The sequence below is a fragment of the Actinomyces howellii genome, from assembly GCF_900637165.1.
GTDB classification, from domain to species: domain Bacteria; phylum Actinomycetota; class Actinomycetes; order Actinomycetales; family Actinomycetaceae; genus Actinomyces; species Actinomyces howellii.
The window spans coordinates 2,169,405-2,189,822 of sequence record NZ_LR134350.1; the positions used below are offsets into that span (position 1 = coordinate 2,169,405).

Here is a 20,418-nt window from a genome sequence, read left to right on the forward strand (position 1 = left end):
TGTGAGTCCTGAGTCCTTGTCGGACCCGGCGATCCAGTACACGGTCGCTTCGATTCCCGAGGGCCTCGACCAGGCCAAGACGGAGGTGCTGTCCGCCTATATCGCCTACAGTCAGGCGACCTGGGCTGCCTACCGAGAACAGGAAGGGCTGTCGGAGGTGGAATCGACTGCCACGGGGGAGGCGCTGGCGTCGTACACGGAGTCGTACAACGGCTTTGTAAGTGCCGGCCAGCACTTGGAGGGTTCCTATGGAGTCGAAGTTAGTTCGGTAGATGTGGCTCCTGACGGGATGACTGCAACCGTAGCGTCCTGTGTCGACCAGCGAATGGTGACGGTCATCGACTCCACAGGACAGGACCTCACCCAGGAGACAGCAAAGCGCACAGTCTCCTTCGTTGTGACCCTCGTTCCTGGGTCAAAGGGATGGGTCGTCGCCGAGACGACGGAGACGGGGAGCGGATGTTGAGACGCGGGTTCGCCTCGGCCACCGGCCTGCTCGTCCTTATAGGCGTCCTCGTAGCGGGACCTGCGGCAGCAGACAGCTACTCGACGACCGACCAGTCCTCCGACGGTTCAGCGACTATCACGGTGTCGGTGAGCTACACCTCCGCCGCGGCAGTCTCGGGCGGAGGGGGCGGAGGCGCGGTGACGAGCACCTCGACCACCGTGACGGCAACCGTGCAGCCGATCTGCTGGCACACCCCCCTGTACACCGGAAAGAGCCTGGCCGAGACGATCGATCAGTGGCCCAGGATGTTCCAGGGGGACAGTAACCCTGATGACAGATATCCGGGATGGCGGGAGCACGTGAACGACGAGAACGGGCATTGGTACGTTCCTGTCTGCTCCTCCGGCTTTGCTCGGGACATGAAAGAATTCCACACGGTGGCGGAGCAGTTCTTCGCGGAGAACGATCCGGTGTGGGTGCCGGCCGGAGGCGAGCCGCCCGCCCCGTACATCGACGGCGCGACCTTGGCCCAGGCCGCCTGGGACGCGGTGGACATCCCGTCCCCGACGGTGGACACGAACCCCCGGATCGGAGAGTCGGGCGCGACCCTCGTGGGCTTTGACACGTGGGTGTGGGCCACCGGCGAGACGCCCAGTGAGGTGACGGCCACGGCCACTGCTGGCCCGGTCACCGCGACGGTGCGGGCGACGTCGGTGGGGATGCGGCTGTCGGCGCCCGACTCTGAGCCCTCGTGCCAGGGCTTCGGGACCGCCTGGCAGTCGGGGCTCCCGGAGGGCGCGAGCACGTGCACGATCGTGTTCACCCGAAGCTCGGCGCACCTGGGCGGGACGACGCCGATGGACGTGTCGGTGTCGTACTCGGCGTCCTTCACCGCCACCGACGGGGCCACCGGCGACCTGGGGATCGTGACGACCTCGAGCACGGTGGACATCCCGGTCGCCGAGGTCCAGACCCTGACGACGAGCGAGGGCTGACGCGCCAGCCCGACCGTGCGGGACGGGCACTCAGGAGCCTGCGGCACCGGGGCAGGGGACGCCGTCTCAGGGTAGGCGCGCCTGAAGCCAGCCGGTGAGCACCGCGAGGTACTCCTCGCGCGCGGGCGACAGGGACAGGGCGAGGTCGTGCACGCCGCCAGGGACCTGGACCACCGTGACGTCGGAGCCAAGGAAGGCCGAGCGCTCGACGATCTGGCGGACGGAGAGCACCACGTCGCTGTGCCGCGCCTCCTCGGGGGACGCGTCGTGGGAGCAGGAACGCGTCGAGCAGCACACGAGGACGGGCACCTCGATCCCCAGGCCGTGGTGGACCTCCCGCTGAAGACGACGGACGCCCGCGAGAAAGCCTGCACGCACCGGAAAGGCCGGTGAGGGCTTGAGCGTGAGGTCCCAGTCCCAGGGGCCTCCCCAGCGCGCGTGCAGGGACCGGGCGTACAGGTCCAGGCCGACCGGACCGGGATCGGCGCCGACTGCCGAGGTGCCCCCAAGGGCGTGGCGAACCGGGTCGGTGTCGGACGTGCTGTGAGGCTGGATCGTCGCGCGGGCAGCGGCCTCGGCTGCCTCGGCCGCCTTGACCGCCTTGGCCTCCGAGGGGTTGTCGATGATGCGCTCGGGGTCGCGCCGGGCGACGAGGTCGACCCAGGCCGACCCGTAGGAGCGCATGATCGCCGAGGAGTTGAGGTCGAGCCACGGTGAGTTGAGGGTGAGCGCCTCCACCGAGCCGGGATGGTCCTTGGCCCAGATGGCCGCCTGAAGGCCGCCGGTCGAGTGTGCGTTGAGCACGACGACGTCGTGTCCGTGCTCGTGGCGGATGATCTCAAGGCTCGTGGCGATCTCCTCGTCGTGGACGCGCAGGTCCCGCACGTCGTGCGGCGAGGGGTGGCCGAGGCCAGCGCGGCCGCAGGCCCGTAGGTCCAGGGCGTAGAACTCGTATCCCGCTGCGAGGAAGGCGTCGGCGAGCCAGGTCTGGAAGAAGTAGTCGTTGCGTCCGTGCAGGTAGAGCACCGCCCGACGGTGCCGGGGCCCGTGGCCGGCGGGTACCGCGCCTCGCTGGTGGACGAGGACGGCGTGGTCCGCTTCCGGAGCGGCGGGAGACTGCGTGAGGGGCAGCCGCCTGGACACCCAGGGGTCTCCCAGAATGTCGGTTACAAGACAAGGAGCCGGGTCGGTCACGTCGTTCACGACCGCATCCTGGCACGAGCTCGGCCGTGCCGTGCGGCAGCGTGCCGGTCCGACCACCCGCCTCTCCCCACGGACAGGCCCGAACCTGCGGCGCCGCCTCAGGCCCAGACTTCCTCTGATCCCCGGCTGAGAGCATCGATGGTGCTCATCATGTCCTCACCTCTGCCGAGAACGTTCGATGGGTACTTGTCCCCAGACACAGGTGCCCATGGCTGTCCTGACTTGCATGTCCTACCGTGATTGTGGACGGTATTCACGAACGATTGGAGGAGGTGGATCTGGTGGCTAGTCGCAAGGAACGCTTGGGGAATCTCGAGGATCGCGTGCGGCAATCGGTACAGGAGGTGGCAGAAAATGGGCACACGGAGTACATGCTCAAAAGCGGCTACCATAACGTCAACGCAGACCGGGTGTGGGAGTCGAAGCTCGCCGACGAGCAGCAGCGCATGCTCGAGAGCGATGTCCGCGCCATGCTCGCCGCGTACGAGGGCTTAAGCGCTGAAGTGCACAGGCAGTGGGAGGCGGCAGAGGACGAATAGTGTCAGAGATACGCCTCTGAAAGGCATTGCCAGCGCCCGCGAGACGACCAGAGAAGGAGATGGAGAATCATGGGAAAGAAGGTTTACCTGGACCCTGAGGCCCTGCAGAGACGAGTTGATGCGTTCAAGGAGATCGCCGAAAAGGCTAAGGATGAGGTCGGCAAGATCGTCAACGCGAGCAGTGACCAGGCCGACCCGATGGAGAACCCGCCACTCGAGGAGTACACGCCGAAGATGCGGGCGGCTGCGGCGGCCGTCACTAAGCGGCTCGCCGAGATCGAGGAGTGCAAGAAGACTATCGAGAGGCTGAGCAGCAACGGCATCGGCACAAAGGTTGGCGACTACGGCATCGAGATCGAGGTCCCCGACGACAGGATCGACTCAAAAGGGAAGCTGGAGTCCTGGGCGAAGGCCGCGGTGGACGGAAAAGATCTCGAGAGCCTCGCCGACAGCGACGGAAAAGATCCGCTGCCGAGTGGGCGAAGTTATCATGAGCTCCTCAAGTCGCTCAGGGAGAACAAAGGCTCCAAGAAGAATCCTCATTACGCCAACTTCCTCATCGATGAGGTTGGGCCGGAGAACCTGGCGAAGATCCCGGTCGCCTTTCAAACTCACGTTGGGGGAGGCTCTGCATACGGGAACGAAAAGGCGCACGAGATCGCCAGCCTGTTGGGTCAAAATCTTGGCATCGCCTCGACCCAGTGGGACCGCAAGCGATCCAAAGCGGTTGCTGACGGCATCGTCAAATCGGTGACAGGAAAGGGGAAGTGGGGACGGATTCCTGCACTCAATGCAATACTGGGAATGCACGACAAGAAATATAACTACCGCACTGCCCCCACCTTCGGCAAGAACTTCTTACTCAGTCTTGGTGAAGGCCTGGAGAAGCTGCCTTTAGATGAGATCATGCGGGCATTCAAGGCAGATGAGAACCTAACGGGCCCTCAGCATGTTTGGGAGCCCGGGCGCCGGAATAACGCTGGTCCTTTCCTTGCAGCGTCGACAACTAGTCACGGGCCAAATTCCATGGATCCGATGGCAGGCGTCTTATATGCGATGAGCAAGAATCCGGAGGTTGCGCACGAGTACCTGGCTCCCGACGGCTCGCGCCATCCGAACGGCTCCTGGTCCCCGGGCGACAAGATGAAAAGAAGGTGGGAGCTCCTCACGACGCGGCCGCGCGAACAGAATGGCGGGCTCGACGCGTTCACGGCAGCACAGGCTGCGGCCTCCTCCCTGCGCAAGAACGAGAACAAGGATAAGGCCAGTTCCGCGACGTGGCTGAGTGCGCGCTCCATCGAGTATGCGGTCGATGTGGTCGAGGAGAAGGAGTATTCAGACGAGATGAAGCGTAATCTCGCCGTCGTTGCCGCGAACTGCGCGACGGAGGGTGTCAATGTCGCTCGGGGGGGGAGTCCTGATGGACTGGGTCTCGAGGGGGACCCGAGTCGGGATCCGTCCACCTTCTCCACGTTCTTGTATCGAATCATGGACAACAAGGATGCGGCGACGATTGTGTCAGCGGCATTCGCTCGAGAGGTGCGCGACCGGTTCCCGAATGCCAACGATCAACGCACTTTCAAGGATAAGTACCAGGCGATGGGAAATGTGCATGGCTACCTCAACGCGCTCGGGGACAAAAAGGTGGCCGATATGTACGGGGACGACGAGAAGCAGCGAAGTGAGTTCAAGAAGAATGTTACCTGGGGTCTGGGAGTAGGGAGCGCCGCCATTGGCGGAGCCTTCACCGGTCCCGTGGCACCTGCATTATGGGCGGTCGGTAGCGCGGCTGCGACGCCGGCGATCGTCGACAATGCCGTGCCGGACGCTACAGTCCCTGATGATCCGATTACAGATGTTCGCTCGACGTTGCAGGCAGAGGCCTACGGTGAGGCGATTGCGCGTGGGCTTTTCAAGAATCCCGACGCATTGCATCCCAATCTTTTTCGCGATGAGGACGGTGCGTATCCGTGGTACTCAATGGAGAATGGGAAGCCAGTTATCGACTTCTCAGGCAGTCGAGGGGATGCGCAAAACACTCAGATACATGACTGGGCGATCAAGGTTAAAGATGGTAAGCTCGATCCGGATGACGTGATTTCAAATGCCGACAAGGCCATCGATGCTGGCATCAAACAAGGGGAGGCGTTGATTAATGGTGAGAGCGATAAAGATACGGGGTCGATTACGATCAGAAGGTAGGACGCCCTTCCTCCTGGCTCAAGGCGCGCTCCGCTCGGTGCGGATGAAGTGGGAGTCCCGCGGAGCGTGCAGCTGAGGGGCGGGCGGGGCAGGGTGCGGTGAGGCGCGGGCTGCGCTCTGCCCCGCCCCTCAGCCACGCCCCGCCTGCTCCCGCCTTTCCCGTGACCTTCGTCCCAGCGCGCGTCTCCCGTGTTGCGGAGGAGATCGCTGGACCGTACGGTGAGCCTGACCATCCAGAGCAGCTGAGAGACCTGGCTCATCGACGCTGCAGCAACCCCCGTTCACGGTGAGGGTGCTTCCGCCAGGACCGATGGAGGAGACGAGTGAGCGCACCGCCAGCACCAGCCCGGACAGGGACCCCGGGAGACGGACCCGACGCCTCAGCCGGGACGGGCCCGATGATCTCCTTGCGTGACGTCCACAAGGTCTATCAGCTGCGCAACGGCGCCACCGTGCGCGCTCTCGACGGGCTGTCCCTCGAGGTGCCCGCCGGCGCGATCCACGGGGTCGTGGGCACCTCCGGCGCGGGCAAGTCGACCCTCGTGCGCTGCCTGACAGCCCTCGAGCGCCCCACGAGCGGCCAGGTGCGGGTGGCCGGCCAGGACATGGCCGCCCTGAGCCCCGGCGAGCTGCGCAAGGCCCGTCGCGCCATCGGGATGGTCTTCCAGCACGCCAACCTCCTGGACTCGCGCACGACCGCCCAGAACGTCGCCTACCCGCTGGCCCTGGCCGGGGTGCCCCGCGGGTCCAGGCACGAGACCGTCCAGCGCATGCTCGACCTCGTCGGTCTGGGCGACCGCGGTGACTCCTACCCCGCCCAGCTCTCAGGCGGCCAGAAGCAGCGGGTCGGCATCGCCCGCGCCCTGGCCGACCAGCCCGCCGTCCTGCTGTGCGACGAGCCGACCAGCGCACTGGACCCCGAGACCACCCGCTCCATCCTCGAGCTCATCCGCGACGTGCGCGACCGGCTCGGCGTCACGGTCGTCATCATCACCCACGAGATGAGCGTCGTGCGCCAGGTCTGCGACTCCGTCAGCCTCCTTGAGGCCGGGCGCGTCGTCGAGTCCGGCCCCATCGAGCAGGTCGTCTCCGACGTCAGCTCGCGTCTGTCCCACGAGCTCGTCCCCGTCCCGGAGGTCCCCCGGGCCTCGCTGGCCCCCAACGACGTCGTCCTCGACGTCGCACTGACCGCCCACCCCGGCCAGCCCGCTGCCGCCCACGTCATGTCCCTGGCTGCCGAGCAGGGTGCCGACGTCGCCGGCGGGGTCTTCGAGACCCTCGGCTCCGCCCAGGTCGGGCGCCTGGCCCTGACCGTCCCCGCCTCCCGCTCCAGCGCAGCGGTCGCCGCGCTGCGCGAGGCGGGCGTGACCGTGGAGGAGCGCGCATGACCGCCCTGACGACCCTGACCGTTACCGCTCTGCCCGTCCTCGCGGGGGCGGAGAAGGAACGCTGGCTCGACAACAAGTACCTCACCGAGAACGTCGGACCGGCCATCGTCGAGACCCTCCTCATGGTGCTCGTCTCAGGGAGCCTCACGATCATCTTCGGGCTCCTGCTCGGCCTGGCGCTCGTCACCACCGGCAAGCGGGGCGAGCACCGCAACTGGGCGGTCTACGGGGTCCTGTCCCAGATCGTCAACCTCGGCCGCTCCATGCCCTTCATCGTCCTCATGGTCGCGATCATGTCGCTCACGCGCCTCCTGGTCGGAACCTCCCTGGGATGGCAGGCGGCCTGCGTGCCTCTGACCATCGGAGCCATCCCCTTCTACGCGCGCCTCGTCGAGACGGCTGTCAACGACGTCGACCGCGGCAAGGTCGAGGCCGCCCTCATGATGGGCGCTTCCACCACCCAGATCACGTGGGGCGTGCTCGTGCGCGAGGCCCTGCCCGTCCTCATCCAGTCCGCGACCGTCACCCTCATCGCGCTCCTGGGCTACTCCGCCATGGCCGGCACCGTCGGCGGCGGAGGCCTGGGCAACCTCGCCGTCCAGTACGGCTACGAACGCAACATGGGCGACGTCATGATCGTGTCGGTCGTCCTCATCGTCCTGCTCGTCGGCATCATCCAGGTCATCGGAGACCTCCTGAGCAGGTTGGTCGACCACCGCTGAGCCGCCGGCCACCTCGCCCGGACGCCCCGACCTCCTCGGACCGCATCTCCGACCAGCCGCTCACCCACAGCCTCCCCTGCCGCTCGGCCCGCCGGGCACTGACTGACCGGCCCACCGGGCCCCACTGAAAGGAAACACCATGTCCCAGAGCCTCTCCCCGCGCCTGTCCCGCCGCACCGTGCTCGTCGGCGGCCTGGGATCGGCCATCGCCATGACCCTGGCCGCCTGCGGCTCGTCATCCAAGGGCGGGGTCGACGGCCTGACCGTCGAGGGCGACGTCGCCACGATCTCCATCGGCGCCAGCCCGGTCCCCCACGTCACCATCCTCAACTGGGTCCAGGAGAACCTCGCTGCCGACGCCGGCATCAGCCTCGACATCGTCGAGCTCAACGACTACCAGACCCCCAACATCAGCCTCAACGACGGCTCCCTGGCCGCCAACTTCTTCCAGACCCCCAACTACCTCGCCCAGCAGATCGACGAGTTCGGCTACGAGTTCACCGCGATCGCCGACGTCCACATCGAGCCGATGGGCCTCTACACCGCCAAGGGCTACACCTCCGCGGACGAGATCCCCGAGGGCGGCACGGTGATCCTCAACGACGACCCGGCCAACACCGCGCGCGGCCTCAAGCTCCTCGCCGCCGGCGGGCTCATCGAGCTCGACGAGTCCGTCGAGCTGCCGACCGACAAGGACATCACCTCCAACCCGAAGAACCTCAGCTTCCCCACGGTCGACGCCGCCCAGGTCTACAACTCGATGGCCGACGCCGAGGCGGCCGTCATCAACGGCAACTACGCGCTCGACCACGGCCTCAACCCCAACGAGGACGCCCTCCTCCTCGAGGAGTCCGGGGAGTCCCCCTACGCCAACCAGCTCGTCGTGCGCACCGCCGACAAGGACAACGAGCACCTCGTCACCCTGGCCGGCCTGCTCAACTCCGAGGAGCTGCGCACCTTCATCGAGCAGGAGTGGACCAACGGCGCCGTCCTGCCCGCCTTCTGAGCAGCACCGCACGCCGACCCCGTCGCACCGGGTGCGGTCCCTGGCCGGGACCGCACCCGGTCCTGCGTCCCGGACGCCACCGCCGGACCCAGGTGCTCCGGACCCGGTGAGCCCCAGCCTGGGCCTCGCCCCGAGGCCGGATCCGTGGGGCGGGCTCGTCAGCGGCACCCGAGCGGGGTCTCAGGCGGGCCTGTACCCGATGAGGCGGCCGGTCGTCGGGTCGTAGCCGACGACCTTCGTCGTGTCGATGAGGAGGAACATCGCACCCTGGGCGGGGTCGAGGCCCTCGAAAGAGATCTGCTTCCCCGAGGCGGTGTCGTACATGAGGCGGAAGCCTCGCAGGGTCGTCGCCTCGGCGACGCCGACGGTCATGACCGCCTGGTCGTTGCTGAAGCGGACCACCTGGAGGCAGGAGCCGCTCGTCCCCTCCAGGCTGGGCAGGTCGATCGTGCTCGCGTTCAGGACCTCCACGGACTGCATGCAGTCGTCGGAGTCGGCTGTCCCGACGGCGACGATCGTCGAGGTGTCCGACTCGGTCCACTGCGCCTTGAACTGCTCGAGGCTGCGCGGCTGCTGGGTGTAGTGGACGCTCTGGTTCTGCTCGAGGGTCCAGCTCGGCTCGTAGTCGTCGATCGGTGAGCCGCCGGCAGGTTCGTAGGCGTAGATCCGCTTCACGCCGGAGTGGTTCCGAGCGAGTACCGCCCAGCCGTCCATGGCCGGGGCCACGACATGGAAGTCGAGGTCGTCCATCGGGACAGTCAGCGGCACGGGCTCGCCGCTGTCGATGTCGATGACCACGCCGGAGCCGACGACGGCGTAACGACGCGACTCGCGCGCGACCACCATGATGTTGAGCGGGGAGACCGGCTGCGTCCACCCCTCCGTGATGTGCTCGAACGCCCCGGGCAGGCTCGTCGTCCACGCCCCGGTGCTCGAGCCGAACTGGTACCCGGTGCACCGGTCCTGCTCGTCGCAGGCGATCGCGATGTTCTCCGCGACGACGACTGCGTCGCCCGGGCTCCACGGCGCCTGGCTCTCCTCCCCGCTCTCCACCTCGTAGACGGTGGTGCCGTGGAGGAGGTGGGTCGTGCCCCACATGAGGAAGCTCGGATAGGTGGGCCCGCCCGCCGAGTCCCCGGAGGTGTCGACCGTCCTCGTCCACACCTGCGAGGGGCCGGACTCGGAGATGCTGTAGGCGGTCAGTATCGAGGAGGCCCCGGACCCGGTCAGGCTGAACACGCTGGTTCCCGACGAGAACACCTGGGCGTCGGTGTCGATGGTTGTCGACCACGTCTGGGTAGCGCCCCCGGTCCATGCGGGGTCGGGGGGGTAGTAAGGATCGTAGTAGACGGCCCCGCTCAGGGTCCCGGGCGGGTTGCCCAGGACCAGCCCCGCCCCGACGACCCCGCCGAAGGTGAGCACCGCGAAGAGCACCGAGATGATGAGGGTGCGTCGCCGCGATCCGCCCGCGGAGGCCTGGGGCGGTTCCGTGGGAATGCTCATGAAGCGATGCTAAGGCAACCGCCTCCGTTAGGACGGGCTCTTCACGACTGCCCTACCGGATCCGCCAGGTCGTGCTGGCAGGGGCGTCAGTCGATGATGCCGTAGAGCCGGTCGCCGGCGTCGCCCAGGCCCGGGACGATGTAGGCGTGCTCGTTGAGCCTGAGGTCCTGGGCGGCGGTGACCACGGTGACATCGGCTCGCTCTCCGACCGCGGCCTCCAGGGTCGCGATGCCCTCGGGGGCGGCGATGAGGCAGATCGCCGTGACGTCCCGGGCGCCACGCTCGAGCAGGTAGTTGATGGCGGCCACGAGCGTGTGCCCGGTGGCGAGCATCGGGTCGACGACGAAGCACTGGCGACCAGACAGGTCGTCAGGCAGCCGGTTGGCGTAGGTCTCGACCTCCAGGGTGTCCTCGTCGCGCTTCATCCCCAGGAAGCCCACCTCCGCGGTCGGCAGGAGGCGGGTCATGCCGTCGAGCATGCCCAGGCCGGCGCGCAGGATCGGCACGACGATCGGCCGGGGCTCGGCGAGCCGGCGGCTCTGGGCCACGGCGACGGGGGTGGTGATCTCAACGGCCTCGGTGCGCACCTCCCGCGTGGCCTCGTAGGCCAGGAGCGTGACGAGCTCGTCGACGAGCTGGCGGAAGACGGCCGAGGGCGTCCTCTCGTCGCGCAGGACGGAGAGCTTGTGGTCGATGAGGGGGTGATCGGCAACGTGCAGGCGCATGTGTTCAGGGTAGAGCAGAGGTCGGCCCCAGGCCCTGCGACGCCGCCGTGCTGGTCCCGTGCTGGTCCCGTGCTGGTCCCGCGCCGGGCCAGTCCGCCGGCACCTCGGCCCCTCCGGCTCTCGGGACGTGGCAGGCTGGGGCCGTGAGCACGCACAGCGACCGGGCCGTGGTCGACAGGCGCTACGACCCGGCCATGCGCCGGGCACTGGAGCTCGCCGCCCAGGCCGGACGTCAGGGAGAGGTGCCCGTGGGCGCCGTCGTCCTGGGCCCGCACGGCGAGCCGCTCGCCGAGGCCGCCAACGCCCGTCAGGCGGAGCACGACCCCACCGCCCACGCCGAGATCCGCGCCCTGCGCGCCGCGGGGGCGGCCTGGGGCGGCTCCCACCTCGAGGGGTGCACACTCGTCGTCACCCTCGAGCCGTGCACGATGTGCGCCGGGGCCATCGTGCTGGCCCGGGTGGCACGGGTGGTCTTCGCCGCCTGGGAGCCCAGGACAGGCGCCTGCGGGTCGGTGCGTGACGTCGTGCGCGACCCGCGAGCCAACCACGTCGTCGAGGTCGTGGCCGGGCTTCGCGCCGAGGAGTCTCGGGCGCTGCTCACCGAGTTCTTCGCCCCCCGGCGCTGAGGGCGGCCAGGCCTCACAGGCTCAGCCCGAACACGGGGACGGCCACGAGCAGGACCACGGCCGTGATGAGGACGACGCCGGCGAGGTTGAGCCAGATGCCGGTGCGCACCATGTCACCCATCTCGATGCAGCCCGAGCTGTAGGCCACCGCGTTGGGAGGCGTGGCCACCGGGAGCATGAAGGCGAAGGTGGCGGCCAGCGCCACGGGCAGCACGAGCAGCAGCATGTTCATCGGGTTGTTGCTGGTCAGGCCGATGCCCAGGGCGACGCCTCCCATGATCGGCAGGAAGGCGGCGGCCGTCGCCGTGTTCGAGGTGATCTCCGTGAGGAAGATGACCAGCGCCGTCACCGTCGCCACGATCGCCACGGTCGGCAGGGCGCCCAGGGACTTGGCCTGCTCGCCGATCCAGATCGACAGGCCGAGCTTGGTGAACATCTGGGACAGGGCGAGGCCGCCTCCGAAGAGCAGCAGGACGTCCCAGGGGAGCTCGTTGGCGGTTCGCCAGTCCAGCAGCCTGACCCCGCGTCCCGTGCCGGCGGGCAGGAGGAACAGCGCGACAGCGGCCGCCATGGCGATGAGGGAGTCGGAGATGGTGAGCGCCGAGCCGGTGTAGTCGAGGAGCAGCGGGACGAACACCCACGACGCCGCCGCGACGAGGAAGACCGCCGCCACGCTCATCTCCCCCCGGCTCATGGGCCCCAGCTCCCTCCACTGCCCGACGATGAGCTCCCGGCCCCCGGGGATCTCGTCGACCTCCGGTGCGAACAGGACGTAGACGATGAGCCACCAGGCCAGCGCCATGAAGACCGCCGCCAGGGGCAGGCCGACGAGCATCCACTGGCCGAAGCCGATCTTGATGCCGTGGGCCTCGTCGAGGTAGGCCACGAGGAGGGCGTTGGGCGGAGTGCCGATGATCGTCGCCACCGAGCCGATCGAGGCGGCGTAGGCGATTCCCAGCATGAGGCCGGTCGACAGCCTCCTGACCCTCTCGGCGCCGCCGATGAGGCCGGAGACGAGGTTGAGGACGGACAAGCCGATGGGGAGCATGACGACGGCGGTGGCGGTGTTGGACACCCACATCGACAGGAAGCCCGTGGCCACCATGAAGCCCAGGACGAGACGGCGGGGCCGGGTGCCCACGAGCAGGACGACCCCCAGGGCGATGCGTCGGTGCAGGTTCCACCTCTGCATCGCCAGTGCGAGCATGAAGCCCCCCATGAACAGGTAGATCGTGTCCGAGGCGTAGGGAGCGGCGACCTCCTTGAAGGCGGCGACCTGGAAGGCGGGGAAGATGACCATGGGCAGCAGGGCCGTGGCCGCCAGCGGGATCGCCTCGGTCATCCACCACACCCCCAGCAGGACGGCGGCCGCGGCCACGACCCTCAGCCCGAGGTCGGAGTAGCCCGCCTCGGCGGCCGCCGACGCCCCGGAGGCGGCGACGACCTCCTCGATCCCGTCGGCGGGGAAGGCGACGAAGACGAGGGCGGCCAGGGCGAGACCGGCGACGATGCCCACCGTGCGCCGCGTGCGGGTCCGCGCGTCCGGAGGGGGCTGGGAGGTCGCCGGGGCCACGGAGGTCGAGGTGTGCGTGATCGGTGTACTCATGGGGATCTCCTCGGGCAGGCTCATGACGTCGAGGGACGGTCCGGCAGCGCGCCGGGTGCAGCGTCCCAGGGGTGTCGGTCCGGGAAGGACCCGGACGGTACGGACCGGGTGCGCCTCGGGGCGCCGGCGGGTCCTGCTGCTCAGTCCGTGTCGCCGGCCCGGGGCCGGGCGACGGGTGCGGTGCCGTCGGGGCACCGGGACGGGGGCGGCGCGTCGGTGCGCCCGCCCCTGGAGGATCGCGCGGGTATCAGTCGGTTCGCTGGTCGCAGTCTCAGGATGCGCGTGCCCGTGACGAGCGTGTCGCCCGTCACGGGGATGCGGAATGATGGCCAGGTGGGTCGGTGGCTGTCAAGAGGAACGGCGGAGGCCGTGCCCCGCCGTCGGCTGCGGGGCGGCTCGTCGGGGCCGACGAAGGCGTCACCGTCCTGCGCTCGCGGGCGGGCCGGGTGTGCGCGACCTCGCAGACGGCGCGGTTGGGCCCCGAGGCTCGCGCCGTGTACCCTCGACCTCTGAGGTAGCGTGTCCGAGCGGCCGAAGGTGCAGATCTCGAAAGTCTGTGTGGTTCATAGCCACCCTGGGTTCGAATCCCAGCGCTACCGCCATCAAGGACCCCGCGACTCCGCCACGACGGTGGAGCCGCGGGGTCTGCGCGTGTGGCTGACCGGGTCGCCACCAGGTCGATGAGGTCGCACAGTGGCGCGTGAGGTCGCACAGTGGCGCGTGAGGTCGCACCTCGGACGTGCGACCTCACGACCCATGTGGCGACCCGACCGTGCCGACGGGCTCGGGAGCGGGCGGGGCGGGCGCGGTGCGCCTACTGCACGGCCAGCAGGACGCCACTGGCCTCCAAGGTCTGGCTGATGTCGTGGCTGTAGAAGGCGTGCGCCGTATTGGACTTCGACACCCCGACGGCGCCTCCGATGATGGCGCTGCCTGTCGAGGAGCGGTAGACCACGACGGTCTCGCCCTGCGGTCCGGTGGCGAAGTCCACGCTCTGGGACAGGTAGAAGTTCTTGCCTGCCAGGGAGCCGACGGCGATGGACAGGCCCATCTTGCCCTTGGACAGGGCCAGGCCCCCGGTCGGGGTCGGCTCGGCCTTCCACCCGTCCTGGGTGAAGATCTGGGAGATAAGGGAACGTGCCTGGTCGACGGGGAGGTTGACGATGAAGGTCTTTTCTGCCACGGCTGCAGAGCATAGGGTCCTGTCGCCGATGACGCACCCGGGAGCACGGCGCTGGCACGAGGCGTGCCAGGAGCCAGGCCGAACGGACCGTGCCCCCGCCGGAGCCGGTCCGTTGGCGTCAGGGGTGGCGTTTACGCCCGAGCCCGGTAGGCTGCGGTCAGAGTCTGTCCGTCGAGGGGTGCCCACGAGGTAGGTCACCAGGTAGGTAGGGGGAGCGCGTGTCCGTTCAGAACGCAGCCGGGACCTGGGACGAGGACCCTGACGGCGCCTCGATCCTTCTGGCCACCGGGCGTGCCCGCCACGACCTGCTCGTCGTCGCCGAGCCCGCTCTCCTGGCCGACCTCGACGACGACTGGGGCGCCCCCGCCTCCCGTGTGCGCCTGTCCTTCCTGCCCGGTGTCTCCGCTCCGGGCACTGTGGGCCAGGAGGACGCGCTGGCCTCCTACGAGTACCGCGGACGGGGAGTGCTCATCGCCCGCGGACGCACCGCTGCCTTCGAGGGCCGGCCCGCACGGCGCACGACGGCCCTGGCTCGCACGGTGGCCTCCCAGGTGCCCGCGGCGCTCCTCGTGACCCGAGCCACCAGCCTGGGGGGCCTCGCCCCGGGCGGGTTCCTGCCGATCGCCGACCACCTCAACCTCGGCGGCCAGCCGTTGTTCCCCTCCAGTCGCATGGTCGAGGCAGCCTGGGACGAGTCCTTGACGGCGACCCTGGCCGGGCTTGACGGGGTCGGGGAGCCCGGCGTCGTCGCCCTGACCCCCGGGCCCGTGCGTCCCACCCGGGCCGAGGCCGCTGTCATGGCGGGCATGGGGGCCCAGGCGGCTGTGTGCGACTCCGTGGCCGAGGCCATGGCCCTGGCCGCCCGCGGGGTGCGGGTCGCGGGGCTGGCCTACCTCGACGCGGAGGTCGCCGGCACAGGGGCGGCTGGGGCCGCGGCGACCCCGGCGCAGCTGCCTGCGCCACAGGTCGTGCGCGCCGCAGTCCTGACGGCGCTCGGCGCCCTGCGCTGAGCGGGTGCCGCTGGTCCCGGCTGACGGACCGCCTGCGCCTCGGGCCCGGCCCCCGCTAAGGTCGGCGCTGTGAAGCCCTTCCTCCTCCTGGCCACGCGCGACGACGACGGCGCCGCGGACGCCGAGTACCAGTCCTTCCTCGAGCGCACCGGTCTGGACGAGCGCGACCTCGTCCGCCACCGCCTGGAGGCCCATCCGATGCCCGAGCTCGACCTCGATGCCTGGTCCGGGATCCTCGTGGGCGGCTCGCCGTACAACACGACGACGCCCGAGGACCGCAAGTCCGCGGCCCAGAAGCGGGTGGAGGCGGAGGTCGACGTCCTGCTCACCCGCCTGGTCGAGGCCGACTTCCCCTTCCTGGGGGCCTGCTACGGGATCGGAACCCTGGCCTACCACGAGGGCGCCGTCATCGACTCGACCTTCGCCGAGCCGGTCAGCGCCCCGGAGATCACGCTGACCGAGGCCGGGCTGGCCGACCCGCTGTGCGCCGGGATGGCCTCGACCTTCCGCGCCTTCGTCGCTCACAAGGACGCGGTCCTCGTGCCCCCGCCCCGGGCGACGGTGCTGGCCACCTCCGCGAGCTGCCCCGTGCAGATGCTGCGCGTGCGCACCAGGCTCTACGCCACCCAGTTCCATCCCGAGCTCGATCCCGAGGCGATCTCCTACAGGCTGGGCCGCTACACCGGGCACGGCTACTTCAAGACCGAGGACCTGGCTGCCATCCAGGAGTGGTCCTACACCCAGGACGTGAGCGGCTCCTGGGCGGTGCTGCGCAACTTCGTCGAGCTCTTCGCCCGCGACTGAGCGCAGGCACCGCCGGAGGTCCCGGGCACGGTCCTGCACCACCAGAGGCGGCCCGCGTGGCTGCGCTCGTCGGGAGACGCCGGGAATGGGGGCGCGGCACACGGTGTTGCCCCTGGCGTGCCCGCTCACCCCTGACGAAAGGTGCGCACACATGTCCACGATCGTGATCATCGGTGGCCACGGCAAGGTCGCCCGCGTTCTTGCCCAGCTGCTCGTCGACGACGGACACGAGGTCGTCTCGCTCATCCGCGACCCCGACCAGGCCGCTGAGGTCGCCGCCACCGGCGCCCAGCCCCGTGTCCTGTCGGTCGAGGACGCCACCCAGGCCGATCTCGCCGACGCCATGAGGGGCGCCGACGCCGTCGTGTGGTCCGCCGGGGCCGGCGGGAAGGGAGGTCCCGCCCGCACCGAGGCGGTCGACCACCTCGCGGCGGTGCGTTCCATGGAGGCCGCCCGGCAGGCGGGGGTACGACGCTACGTCATGGTCTCGTGGATCGGCTCCCACGGTCCGCAGCCCGTCCCGGAGGACCACCCCCTGCGCACCTACGCCCTGGCCAAGCTCGAGGCCGACCGCTACCTGCAGTCCACGGACCTCGACTGGACGATCGTAGGCCCCGGGAGCCTCACCCTCGACGCCCCCAGCGGCCGGATCGAGGTCGGCAGGGTGGCCGACGCGGCGGAGACCTTCACCTCCCGCGGCAACGTCGCCTCCGTCATCGTCACCGCCCTGGGTGAGCCTGCGACCATCGGCCGGGTCATCCCCTTCCGCGACGGCTCCACCGAGATCGCCCAGGCGCTCGCCGACGTGCCCGCCGAGCTGGCCGACCTGTCCTGATCCAGCCCCTCCGCCCCCGGGGCCCGGCGCCTCACCGTGCCCCAGGGGCGGGGGCGCCGACGACGCGGCGCCGGCGGAGCTCAGTCGCGCGCGAAGTGGCTGGCGAAGTTGCGGATGATGCGCCCGGCCACGTGCTGCTCGATGCTGCGTGCCTCGGCGACGACGTCCTCGATCATGCCCGGCTCGCCGTAGCCGGCGTCGGCGTAGATCGACAGGCGCTGGGCGAAGCGCTCGGCGTCGAGCTCAGGGTTGAACTGGGTGCCGTAGACGTTGGTGCCCACCCGGATCATCTGGACCGGGCAGTCCGGTGAGCTGGCCAGCAGCGTCGCGTGCGGCGGCACCTCGACCGCGCCCTCGGTGTGGCCGACGAAGGAGGTGAAGGTCTGCGGCATGCCCGCGAGCACGGGGTCCTGGCGGCCCTCGGCGGTGAGGAACACGTCAGCGGCCCCCGGCTCCTCGCCGAACCGGGGAGAGGTCTGAGTGCCGAGGTACCCCGCCAGGACCTCAAGGCCGAAGCCGGTGGCCAGCAGGGGGATCCCCTCCTTGAGGGCCACGGCGAGCAGCTCGCGGACCTGCTCCTCGGCGCGCAGCCGGGTGCGGGTCTTGGCGGTCTCGGGGGTTGACGCGTCATAGGGGGCGCCTCCGATGAGGATCCCCGACACGTCCCCGGCGGCGAAGGAGTCGAGGAAGTCGACCTCCTCGAGGGGCACGTGGTGCAGGTCGTCGCGACGGAGCCCTCCCTGGGCGAGGAAGGACTCGTACTCGTTGTCCGCGGCCTCGGTCTCGGGGCGCGTTGACACCATGATGAAGGGCTTCACGCGCACACCCTACGGTGCTTGGGGGGTGCGGTGCCGTGATGTGCCGCGCATCGGACTCGCACAGGGCTCGTACGGGGCTCGTACGGGGCTCGTGCGGGGCTCGTACAGGCCTCTGGAGTCCGCGGGGTCACGCGGACAGGGCGATGAGGACGACGAGGAGCAGCCAGGCCGCGGTCACGGCGGAGCCGACGACGATGCCCAGCCAGGCCAGGGAGTGGCCGGTGGCATAGGAGCGGCGCAGGCGCCGCAGGGAGTAGGTCCCCAGGATGACAGCCACGATCCCGAGGCCGGGGATCGGGCTGAGCACGGTGCACACGAGGGCGGCCACCGCCGCCGCGTCGGCGTGCTGCGCAGGAGCCTGGTAGCCGGGGCCGGAGAAGATCTGCTGGGCGTCGAGTCCCTCGGTCCCCGGGAAGACGAAGCCCTGGGGGACGATCTGCGTGGGGTCGACGAGGCCGGGCTCCTGACTCATGAGGCCCATCATGCCCCGCGGCTCGACGGCCCGCCTCGTCCCCCGGGAGGACCCGGCCCCCGGCGCCGGCGGCGATGGCACTGTCGATGGCATAGACTGGCATCCCGTCGGGACTGAGCCGGGTCCTGTCCGGCGGTCGACTGCTCGGCGCCGTCCACCCCCGATCCTGCGACAGGAGACCACGGTGTCGTCATCCTCCTCAGCTCCCGCCCCTCGGGGTGTCCAGCGCGGCTGGCGCCTGCACGGCGACGGACGCTCGATCGCGCCAGGCGCGGTGGTCGCCGCCGGCGAGCGGCTGTCGTGGCCGCGGACCATCGGCATCGGCGCCCAGCACGTCGTCGCCATGTTCGGCGCCACCTTCCTCGTGCCGCTGCTCACCGGCTTCCCGCCGGCCACGACCCTGTTCTTCAGCGCCGTCGGCACGCTCCTGTTCTTCCTCATCACCGCCGGACGCCTGCCCTCCTACCTCGGGTCCTCCTTCGCGCTCATCGCGCCGATCCTCGCGGTCTCCTCCTCCCTGGGCGCCTCCTACGCCCAGGGCGGCGTCATCGCCACCGGGGCCGCCCTGGCCGTGGTCGGCCTCATCGTCCACCGTGCCGGCGTGCGCTGGATCGACGCGCTCATGCCGCCGGTCGTCACGGGTGCCATCGTGGCGCTCATCGGCCTCAACCTCGCCCCTGCCGCGTGGTCCAACGTCCAGGCCGGACCGGTCTCGGCCCTGGTCACGATCGGCTCGATCTGCCTGGTCACGGTCCTGTTCAAGGGCATCATCGGGCGCCTGTCCATCCTCGTGGGCGTCCTCATCGGCTACGTCGTGGCCGTGTGCCTGGGTGAGGTGAACTTCGAGCCGGTCTCCCAGGCCGCGTGGTTCGGTCTGCCCCACTTCCACGCCCCGGCCTTCGACTCCTCGACCCTGGGCCTGTTCATCCCGGTCGTCTTCGTCCTCGTCGCCGAGAACGTCGGACACGTCAAGTCGGTGGCGGCCATGACCGGGGACAACCTCGACGACGTCACCGGCAGGGCTCTGCTGGCCGACGGCCTGGCAACCGTTCTGGCCGGCAGCGGCGGGGGCTCGGGCACGACCACCTACGCGGAGAACATCGGGGTCATGGCGGCGACCCGCGTGTACTCCACCGCCGCCTACGTCGTGGCCGCGGGCTTCGCCTTCGCGCTGTCCCTCATGCCCAAGTTCGGGGCGATCATCGCCACGATCCCCCAGGGCGTGCTCGGAGGAGCCGGAACCGTTCTCTACGGCATGATCGGCATGCTCGGCGTGCGCATCTGGGTGCAGAACCGCGTGGACTTCTCCAACCCGGTCAACCTCAACACGGCGGCGGTGGCGCTCGTCGTCGCCATCGCCAACTTCACGTGGGCACCGGCCGGCATGACCTTCGAGGGCATCGCCCTGGGGACGGCGGCGGCCCTCGTCGTCTACCACGCCATGCGGGTCGTCTCGAACCTGCGGGGCACCAACCTCGAGCAGGCCTCGCCCGCCTCGGCCCCGGCGGGCACCGAGCTGGAGGGACCGGCCTACGCCCGGCGCCACTCCCGGCGGGCCGCCTCCGGCGATCAGCCCGGACCCGACGAGGTCTGAGCCCGGTCGGCTCCGGTCGTCGGTGCCGGCCGTCAGGAGAGCCGCCGTCGGGCGCGGCCGCGGCCCCGCCCAGCATGTCCGGCGACCGCAGGACCCTCGGGTCAGCCCTGTGACGAGGCGGACGGGCTCGCGCAGCCCGAGGGAGCGCTGATCGCCTCCCCGGCACGCAGCATGCTGATCTCGCCGGCAGACAGGATGCTCTCGGAGTACTCCTCGCCGAGGACGACACTGACCGTCGCGTCGGCAGGGTCCTGGTTCTCGTCGATCTGGACGACGACGGTCCCGGTGAAGATCCGGGCCAGCGAGTAGGCGTTGACGAGGCCGGACTCCGAGGTGGTCAGCTGGACCTCACCGGTGTAGGCGCCCTTGGGCCAGTCCGAGGTGTTGGACACGACGATCCCCGCGTCCGACAGCGCGTCGGCCACGACGCCGGCCAGGCCGGCGGTGTCGGTGCCGTTGTAGACGTTGACGGGGAAAGAGGTGACCTCGACGGTCACGGCGTTGGCGGGCGGGCAGGGCTGGACCACCGGGGTCGCGTCGTCCGAGGCCGAGGAGAAGCCCGGGTCGAGGGGGACCGGCAGCACGCCCGTCCAGACCATGAGGCTGAGCACCACGAGCAGCGCCATGGCCGCGAGGGTGCCGCCGATCACGGTCGTCTGACGGTTACGGAGACGACGGCGGTACTCGGCGCGGGGGTCTGGCGTGGTGCTCACGCGCCCCAGGGTAATGGACGACGTCC

Annotated in this window: 20 protein-coding genes, 1 tRNA gene and 1 riboswitch; of the genes, 13 read left to right on the top strand and 8 right to left on the bottom strand. The window is 69.6% G+C overall.

The window, feature by feature from the left end:
- The first annotated feature begins 1 nt into the window (after nucleotide 1).
- Both EL245_RS09090 and EL245_RS09095 read left to right on the top strand, forming a co-directional pair.
- Nucleotides 2–466: a hypothetical protein gene (locus tag EL245_RS09090; protein WP_126382849.1), complete on the top strand. Its 465-nt coding sequence runs from the start codon at nucleotides 2–4 to the stop codon at nucleotides 464–466.
- Nucleotides 460–1,443, top strand: a complete 984-nt coding sequence (locus EL245_RS09095; RefSeq protein ID WP_232009711.1) for a hypothetical protein — start codon at nucleotides 460–462, stop codon at nucleotides 1,441–1,443. The genes EL245_RS09090 and EL245_RS09095 overlap by 7 nt, the downstream gene beginning before the upstream one ends.
- Nucleotides 1,444–1,509: 66 nt before the next feature.
- Here EL245_RS09095 and EL245_RS09100 read toward each other — a convergent pair whose 3' ends face one another.
- A complete protein-coding gene (locus EL245_RS09100) occupies nucleotides 1,510–2,637 on the bottom strand; it encodes an alpha/beta hydrolase (protein WP_232009945.1) in 1,128 nt (375 codons plus the stop codon).
- Nucleotides 2,638–2,927: 290 nt separating this feature from the next.
- Between EL245_RS09100 and EL245_RS09105 the strand changes: the two genes are divergently transcribed.
- From EL245_RS09105 to EL245_RS09125, 5 genes are all read left to right on the top strand, one after another.
- A complete protein-coding gene (locus EL245_RS09105; RefSeq protein ID WP_126382850.1) occupies nucleotides 2,928–3,185 on the top strand; it encodes a hypothetical protein in 258 nt (85 codons plus the stop codon).
- A gap of 69 nt (nucleotides 3,186–3,254) precedes the next feature.
- Nucleotides 3,255–5,387 (top strand): DUF6571 family protein, encoded by a 2,133-nt coding sequence (locus tag EL245_RS09110; protein WP_126382851.1) that lies wholly within the window; start codon nucleotides 3,255–3,257, stop codon nucleotides 5,385–5,387.
- A 226-nt stretch (nucleotides 5,388–5,613) separates the two neighbouring features.
- Nucleotides 5,614–5,704: riboswitch (SAM riboswitch) on the top strand.
- A gap of 6 nt (nucleotides 5,705–5,710) precedes the next feature.
- Nucleotides 5,711–6,775 (top strand): methionine ABC transporter ATP-binding protein, encoded by a 1,065-nt coding sequence (locus EL245_RS09115; protein WP_408608367.1) that lies wholly within the window; start codon nucleotides 5,711–5,713, stop codon nucleotides 6,773–6,775.
- Nucleotides 6,772–7,497: a methionine ABC transporter permease gene (locus EL245_RS09120; RefSeq protein ID WP_126382853.1), complete on the top strand. Its 726-nt coding sequence runs from the start codon at nucleotides 6,772–6,774 to the stop codon at nucleotides 7,495–7,497. The genes EL245_RS09115 and EL245_RS09120 overlap by 4 nt, the downstream gene beginning before the upstream one ends.
- Before the next feature lie 139 nt (nucleotides 7,498–7,636).
- Entirely contained in the window at nucleotides 7,637–8,503 is an 867-nt protein-coding gene (locus EL245_RS09125) for a MetQ/NlpA family ABC transporter substrate-binding protein (protein ID WP_126382854.1), read from the top strand.
- Nucleotides 8,504–8,683: 180 nt separating this feature from the next.
- On the opposite strand, the gene EL245_RS09130 is transcribed toward EL245_RS09125, so the two are convergent.
- Together EL245_RS09130 and upp are read right to left on the bottom strand one after the other, a co-directional pair.
- Nucleotides 8,684–10,006, bottom strand: a complete 1,323-nt coding sequence (locus tag EL245_RS09130) for a hypothetical protein (RefSeq protein ID WP_126382855.1) — start codon at nucleotides 10,004–10,006, stop codon at nucleotides 8,684–8,686.
- Nucleotides 10,007–10,092: 86 nt separating this feature from the next.
- Nucleotides 10,093–10,731 carry a uracil phosphoribosyltransferase gene (upp, locus tag EL245_RS09135; protein WP_126382856.1) on the bottom strand — a complete coding sequence of 213 codons (639 nt, stop codon included), beginning with the start codon at nucleotides 10,729–10,731 and terminating at the stop codon, nucleotides 10,093–10,095.
- A 194-nt stretch (nucleotides 10,732–10,925) separates the two neighbouring features.
- Between upp and EL245_RS09140 the strand changes: the two genes are divergently transcribed.
- A complete protein-coding gene (locus EL245_RS09140) occupies nucleotides 10,926–11,357 on the top strand; it encodes a nucleoside deaminase (RefSeq protein ID WP_126384312.1) in 432 nt (143 codons plus the stop codon).
- A 13-nt stretch (nucleotides 11,358–11,370) separates the two neighbouring features.
- Here EL245_RS09140 and EL245_RS09145 read toward each other — a convergent pair whose 3' ends face one another.
- Nucleotides 11,371–12,963 (bottom strand): SLC13 family permease, encoded by a 1,593-nt coding sequence (locus EL245_RS09145; protein ID WP_126382857.1) that lies wholly within the window; start codon nucleotides 12,961–12,963, stop codon nucleotides 11,371–11,373.
- Nucleotides 12,964–13,476: 513 nt separating this feature from the next.
- On the opposite strand from EL245_RS09145, the gene EL245_RS13250 reads away from it, so the two are divergent.
- Nucleotides 13,477–13,565 (top strand) — tRNA-Ser (locus EL245_RS13250).
- 212 nt (nucleotides 13,566–13,777) lie between these two features.
- On the opposite strand, the gene EL245_RS09150 is transcribed toward EL245_RS13250, so the two are convergent.
- Nucleotides 13,778–14,146, bottom strand: coding sequence for a hypothetical protein (locus EL245_RS09150; RefSeq protein WP_126382858.1), 369 nt, complete (start codon nucleotides 14,144–14,146; stop codon nucleotides 13,778–13,780).
- A gap of 218 nt (nucleotides 14,147–14,364) precedes the next feature.
- Between EL245_RS09150 and EL245_RS09155 the strand changes: the two genes are divergently transcribed.
- The 3 genes from EL245_RS09155 to EL245_RS09165 all read left to right on the top strand — a co-directional run bounded on the left by EL245_RS09155 (nucleotide 14,365) and on the right by EL245_RS09165 (nucleotide 16,795).
- Complete coding sequence (locus EL245_RS09155; protein WP_126382859.1) at nucleotides 14,365–15,156, top strand: nucleoside phosphorylase-I family protein; 792 nt, start codon at nucleotides 14,365–14,367, stop codon at nucleotides 15,154–15,156.
- Nucleotides 15,157–15,225: 69 nt separating this feature from the next.
- Nucleotides 15,226–15,960 carry a glutamine amidotransferase gene (locus EL245_RS09160; RefSeq protein WP_126382860.1) on the top strand — a complete coding sequence of 245 codons (735 nt, stop codon included), beginning with the start codon at nucleotides 15,226–15,228 and terminating at the stop codon, nucleotides 15,958–15,960.
- Nucleotides 15,961–16,111: 151 nt separating this feature from the next.
- Nucleotides 16,112–16,795 (top strand): SDR family oxidoreductase, encoded by a 684-nt coding sequence (locus tag EL245_RS09165; protein ID WP_126382861.1) that lies wholly within the window; start codon nucleotides 16,112–16,114, stop codon nucleotides 16,793–16,795.
- Between the two features lie 80 nt (nucleotides 16,796–16,875).
- On the opposite strand, the gene EL245_RS09170 is transcribed toward EL245_RS09165, so the two are convergent.
- A complete protein-coding gene (locus tag EL245_RS09170) occupies nucleotides 16,876–17,613 on the bottom strand; it encodes a glutamine amidotransferase-related protein (RefSeq protein ID WP_126382862.1) in 738 nt (245 codons plus the stop codon).
- Between the two features lie 127 nt (nucleotides 17,614–17,740).
- Nucleotides 17,741–18,085 carry a DUF4190 domain-containing protein gene (locus tag EL245_RS09175; protein WP_126382863.1) on the bottom strand — a complete coding sequence of 115 codons (345 nt, stop codon included), beginning with the start codon at nucleotides 18,083–18,085 and terminating at the stop codon, nucleotides 17,741–17,743.
- A gap of 184 nt (nucleotides 18,086–18,269) precedes the next feature.
- Between EL245_RS09175 and EL245_RS09180 the strand changes: the two genes are divergently transcribed.
- On the top strand, nucleotides 18,270–19,679 hold the full coding sequence (locus tag EL245_RS09180) for a uracil-xanthine permease family protein (RefSeq protein ID WP_126382864.1): 1,410 nt from the start codon (nucleotides 18,270–18,272) through the stop codon (nucleotides 19,677–19,679).
- Between the two features lie 101 nt (nucleotides 19,680–19,780).
- On the opposite strand, the gene EL245_RS09185 is transcribed toward EL245_RS09180, so the two are convergent.
- The gene (locus tag EL245_RS09185) at nucleotides 19,781–20,392 is read right to left on the bottom strand and encodes a LytR C-terminal domain-containing protein (RefSeq protein WP_126382865.1); all 612 of its coding nucleotides are present in this window, start codon (nucleotides 20,390–20,392) and stop codon (nucleotides 19,781–19,783) included.
- Nucleotides 20,393–20,418 lie beyond the last annotated feature (26 nt).